A 4,898-nucleotide genomic window follows, 5' to 3' on the forward strand; every position below is an offset into this window, starting at 1 on the left:
CTAATACTAATAGGTCGAGGGCTTGACCTAAGATACTTGACGAGTTGCGAGCGTAAGCGAAGCAAGAGTCTAGTATTTAGGTCGTTCGATTGAACAAAGTGAAATCGAACTTCCTTTAATAGGATAAGTTCAGGATAGAAAAAATAGATGGAATTCAAACAGTGTGTAGTTTTTAAGGTATATAGATAAGGAAGGACTATCATTTGCTTAATGCAGATGGTAGTCCTTCCTTTTTATGAATATAACTAATTTATTATCGAGTCCATTAACTGAGGCTTTGATCGGGTATGGAACAAATTATTACATTATTGCCGGTGTTGTAATATATAAAGGCCTGTATATTTTGCATACAGGCCCTTATTATTTAGGTTAAAGCTCTTTGCTCTAATATATAATTTATTAATTTTTCAGCTACTTCATTCTTGGTCATAAGAGGAAGTTCTAAAATTTGATTTTTTGTAATTAAGGTTACAACATTAGTATCTGTTCCAAATCCCGCACCATCTTCCTTTAAATTATTAGCCACAATCATATCAGCATGTTTTTTTTCTAATTTTGCTATTGAATTATTCAAAATATTTTCTGTTTCCATAGAAAATCCACACAGAAATTGTCCTTGCTTTTTATTATCCCCAAGGAATTGTAGAATATCTATTGTACGCTCAAGAGCAATATTCAGATTATCTTCTTTTTTCTTCATCTTTTCATCGGATATATTTTGTGCCCGGTAATCAGCAACTGCTGCAGACTTAATGATAATATCCTGGTTCTCTGCATTTTGGGTTACAGCTTCAAACATTTCCTGGGCCGATTCTATTTCAATTACATCCACAAAAGGTGGCTTTTGTATAGAAGTTTTTCCTGTTACCAGTGTAACGTGAGCACCACGAAGCATACAATGCTTTGCAATGGCGTATCCCATTTTACCAGTGGAATAATTACTGATAAAGCGAACCGGATCTATTTTTTCTCTTGTTGGGCCGGCGGTAACTAATACATTAAGTCCCTTCATATCTTTTTCATAACAGATTTCTTTTAAAATATATTCAAATAAAACTTGTTCAGATGGCATTTTGCCTTCACCTGTATCACCACATGCCAGGTATCCATTTTCTGGTGTAATCATTTCATAACCGTAGTTTTTTAATTTGCGAATATTATCTTGTACAATAGGGTTTAGATACATATTTGTATTCATTGCTGGTGCTATAATCTTATGACAAGTACATGCCATGATTGTAGTAGTAAGCATATCATCCGCAATGCCATTGGCTATTTTACCAATTACATTTGCTGATGCCGGCGCCACCATAACAACATCGGCCTGTTTCGCTAATGCAACATGTTCAACACTATATTGAAAATTACGATCAAATGTATCAACCAGGCATTTGTTTCCAGTTAAAGTTTCGAAAGTAATTGGATTAATAAAATTAGTCCCATTCTGAGTCATTAAAACTGTAATATTACAATGGAGTTTTTTTAGCATACTTGCTAAATTAGCAATTTTATAAGCAGCTATGCTTCCGGATACAGCTAATATTACATTTTTTCCTTTCAGCATTGATTTTTCATCCCTTCTCATAACATTTAGTTCGAGTTAAAAATAATTCTTCTTTTATAATGAACCATTTAAATTTAATAGTATAGACAGTAATTTACATTATTAAATATCTATATATGTTTTATTTTTAATATGATTTTGCCAATAGCAGCAACTAAAATGCCTGCTACAATAGCCTCTGGAATGCCATTGGTTGCAATAACTGTTAATATCACTTTATATAAAGAATCTGCAGCGATATTTCTTGCATCAGAATAGCTTGTTCCAAATAAAAAATAAATTCCATTCATAACTAGTAGAGTGTTAGTAAACGAACCAGCAATACCAGCTATAGCCAAAGAAATTACATGGGTATTTTTGCTTTTTGATGCCATATTTATAAAATGGTATACATAGTAAGCAACAATCCCGATTAATATTCGGGGAATGAAACAGATAATTAGACTTCTTAACCCACCATGAATTTCTCCCACATTATAAAATGGTGAGAATACAAAAGATGTTAAGTTTGGATTCAAAGTATTATTTAATAAGCTGGTCATTCCAAATACACCACCTAGAATTGCCCCCTTTTTAGGGCCTAAATATAGCGAACCTAAGATTACCGGTATGTGGATAATTGTTGCATTCATGAAACCCAGCGGTATATAACCAAGATATGGAGTAAAGGCCATAATGATTATAATGGCTGAGAATAATGCTAATTGCACTAGTCCTAAAGTTGTTCCTGATTTGTTATTCATTGATTACCTCCTGCTTTTATTCTCCTTATGGAGATATAATACAAAAAGTATTATACCATTTAATGATAATATCTAAAATAAAATTTATAAATAAATTATAAACAGTAAAAATGATGTATTTAAGTTCAATATAATTTAACTATTGTGTCCATACAATTGAATTATGTTTCACATATATAATTAATTTATTATGTATTAACGGTTATCCACTTTCTCGGGATATAAATCATGATTTATCAACCGGTTGAATGCAACTTCTTCCCATTTGGTATCTGGTCTTCCATAATTACAATAAGGATCAATTGAAATACCACCTCTTGGAGTGAATTTCCCCCAAACTTCGATATACTTCGGGTCCATTAACTTAATTAAATCTTTCATTATAATATTCACACAATCTTCATGAAAATCTCCATGATTTCTAAAACTAAATAAAAAAAGCTTTAAGGACTTGCTCTCCACCATTTTTAAATCTGGTATGTAAGATATATAAAGAGTTGCAAAATCTGGTTGTCCTGTTATAGGACAAAGGCTTGTAAATTCAGGACAATTGAATTTTACAAAATAATCATTATCAGGATGCTTATTTGGAAAGCTTTCAAGTATTTCAGGAGCATAATTATCTGGATATTTTGTACCCTGATTTCCTAGTTGTGTTATTCCTTTTATATCATCTTTCTTCCACTCATTTGACAGCTCCTTTCCAATCTAATATTTTAGATAATGTTTTAATTAAGGCGACGCCTAGGAGACTTGGAATTATTTGTCCTATGCATAAACTAATAACTAATGTACTATAGGGAAGTGAATTGATTGCAGATAACCAAATCGGAACAATAGTTCCTGGTACAAATATAATAGGAAATGCACAGATCCATAGGGAGCATTTATAATTACGAATAAGAGTAATAAGGTATGCAGTTATTATCCCTACGATACATCCACCTATCATATCTATTAAACCTAAGCCCCCAAGCATATTAGAAAGGAAATTAGCAATACCCAGAGGTAAAATAAGAAAAGGATAAATATATGCAAGGGAATAGAGTGCTGTCGCAATTCTTATTTGATAAGGGCCAAAAGATATAGATTGTGTAAAATACATAATGATGCAGTATAATCCAATAATAAGGCCTGATAGAGTGAGTTTTTGAATATCAGTATATTGTTCCATGAAAATTTTCTTTTTTTCTTTATACATTTTAAATCCTTTCTTCTATTAAGGGATCGGTTAGATGATTATTTTCAAATGCTTTTTGCCTGTCCAAACAGGTGCCACATTTCCCACAAGGTATTTTACTGCCATTATAACAGCTCCATGTTAAATTGTAGGGTACTCCCAAAGTAATACCATGTGCAACAATCTGGGTTTTATTAAGTGAAATAAAGGGAGCAATCACTTTGAGCTTTTGACCACTGCCTTCATAAATTGCACTACCGATTGATTTATAAAATGAAATACTACAATCTGGATAAGCATTACCTGCTGCATCATCCATATGAGCTCCATAGTATATAAAGTCACAATCATTTGAAATGGCAATACTTGCAGCTATTGATAAAAAAGTACCATTTCTAAAAGGTACATAGGTAGAAACAGGTTGGCCATTGATTGAATTAAGTTGCTCCATATACGAGGTATTTGGGATTTCCTGATCAGAATGGGATAATAGAGAACAGTTGCTCATTATGAATATAGTAGATAAATCAATTATTATATTATCAACACCATAATACTCTACTATATTTTGAGCTGCTTCAAGTTCTTTTTTATGTTTTTGCCCATATGAGATAGTAAGGCAAATAACATTATTATTCCCAAAAGAATTAATTGCCATTGCTAGACAGGTAGAACTATCTATTCCACCACTAAATAATACTAATGCTTTCATTTGTCTCCTTTCTCAAGGCTGGTTCGTAAACATGGGGATAAACAAAAGCAAAAAAAATAGGGCATAAGCCCATAAACAAATAAAGTAGTTTACACTACGATTCCCTAGTTTTGTTTACCGACAGGATGGTCACGAACTGTCCTTATAATATTGTAATTTACTAATTATTGGTACAGGACCAGTATACAAAAAAGTAGTAAGTTATGCAATAGTTAATACATATATGCATAAAGTTGTTTCAATCTCTATAAGTGAAGAATATATCTGCAGATGTAATTGAAAAATATGTTTGCTATAAATAAAAAATTCATACTAAAAAGATAATAATTTATTATTGACAAAAAGATTTAACCTTGTTACAATAAGCAAGTCACCTATTGGAAGTGAATAAATTGTTTGAACAATTCAAAAAAAACAAAGAACTTCAAAAATAGCGTTGACAAAGACTGCAATTCATGTTATTATAAATAAATCGCGTGACAACAGAGTGGATTTTGTTAATTAATTGAATAAAAGAAAAATTAATGAAAAAATTCAAAAAAGTTGTTGACAAGAGATGATAGACATGATAAGATATAAAAGTTGCTGACAACGAGTCACAATAAAAGAACATTGATAACTAAACAGTGAAACAACCCTGAAAATTCTAAATAAAAAGAATTTCAGTAATAAAACGAACCGTGTTCAATGAGAATTGGA

At 31.5% G+C, this 4,898-nt stretch carries 5 protein-coding genes; all 5 read right to left on the reverse strand.

Annotated elements, in window-relative coordinates:
- Positions 1-364: 364 nt before the first annotated feature.
- Positions 365-1,564 (reverse strand): bifunctional phosphopantothenoylcysteine decarboxylase/phosphopantothenate--cysteine ligase CoaBC, encoded by a 1,200-nt coding sequence (gene coaBC / locus EDD66_RS18215; RefSeq protein ID WP_123611022.1) that lies wholly within the window; start codon positions 1,562-1,564, stop codon positions 365-367.
- A 110-nt stretch (positions 1,565-1,674) separates the two neighbouring features.
- Positions 1,675-2,307: an ECF transporter S component gene (locus EDD66_RS18220; protein WP_123611023.1), complete on the reverse strand. Its 633-nt coding sequence runs from the start codon at positions 2,305-2,307 to the stop codon at positions 1,675-1,677.
- 195 nt (positions 2,308-2,502) lie between these two features.
- Positions 2,503-2,976: a preQ(1) synthase gene (gene queF / locus EDD66_RS18225; protein WP_408632117.1), complete on the reverse strand. Its 474-nt coding sequence runs from the start codon at positions 2,974-2,976 to the stop codon at positions 2,503-2,505.
- A 16-nt stretch (positions 2,977-2,992) separates the two neighbouring features.
- Positions 2,993-3,508 carry a QueT transporter family protein gene (locus EDD66_RS18230; protein ID WP_243115411.1) on the reverse strand — a complete coding sequence of 172 codons (516 nt, stop codon included), beginning with the start codon at positions 3,506-3,508 and terminating at the stop codon, positions 2,993-2,995.
- A 1-nt stretch (position 3,509) separates the two neighbouring features.
- Entirely contained in the window at positions 3,510-4,199 is a 690-nt protein-coding gene (gene queC, locus EDD66_RS18235; protein WP_123611025.1) for a 7-cyano-7-deazaguanine synthase QueC, read from the reverse strand.
- Between the last annotated feature and the right edge of the window lie 699 nt (positions 4,200-4,898).

The sequence above is a fragment of the Mobilisporobacter senegalensis genome (assembly GCF_003752155.1).
Classification (GTDB): domain Bacteria; phylum Bacillota; class Clostridia; order Lachnospirales; family Lachnospiraceae; genus Mobilisporobacter; species Mobilisporobacter senegalensis.

What these genes read in the sequence shown, in the direction of transcription:
- coaBC (WP_123611022.1), bottom strand. Translation starts at nt 1,564, where the DNA reads ATGCTGAAAGGAAAAAATGTAATATTAGCTGTATCCGGAAGCATAGCT.
- EDD66_RS18220 (WP_123611023.1), bottom strand. Translation starts at nt 2,307, where the DNA reads ATGAATAACAAATCAGGAACAACTTTAGGACTAGTGCAATTAGCATTA.
- EDD66_RS18230 (WP_243115411.1), bottom strand. Translation starts at nt 3,508, where the DNA reads ATGTATAAAGAAAAAAAGAAAATTTTCATGGAACAATATACTGATATT.
- queC (WP_123611025.1), bottom strand. Translation starts at nt 4,199, where the DNA reads ATGAAAGCATTAGTATTATTTAGTGGTGGAATAGATAGTTCTACCTGT.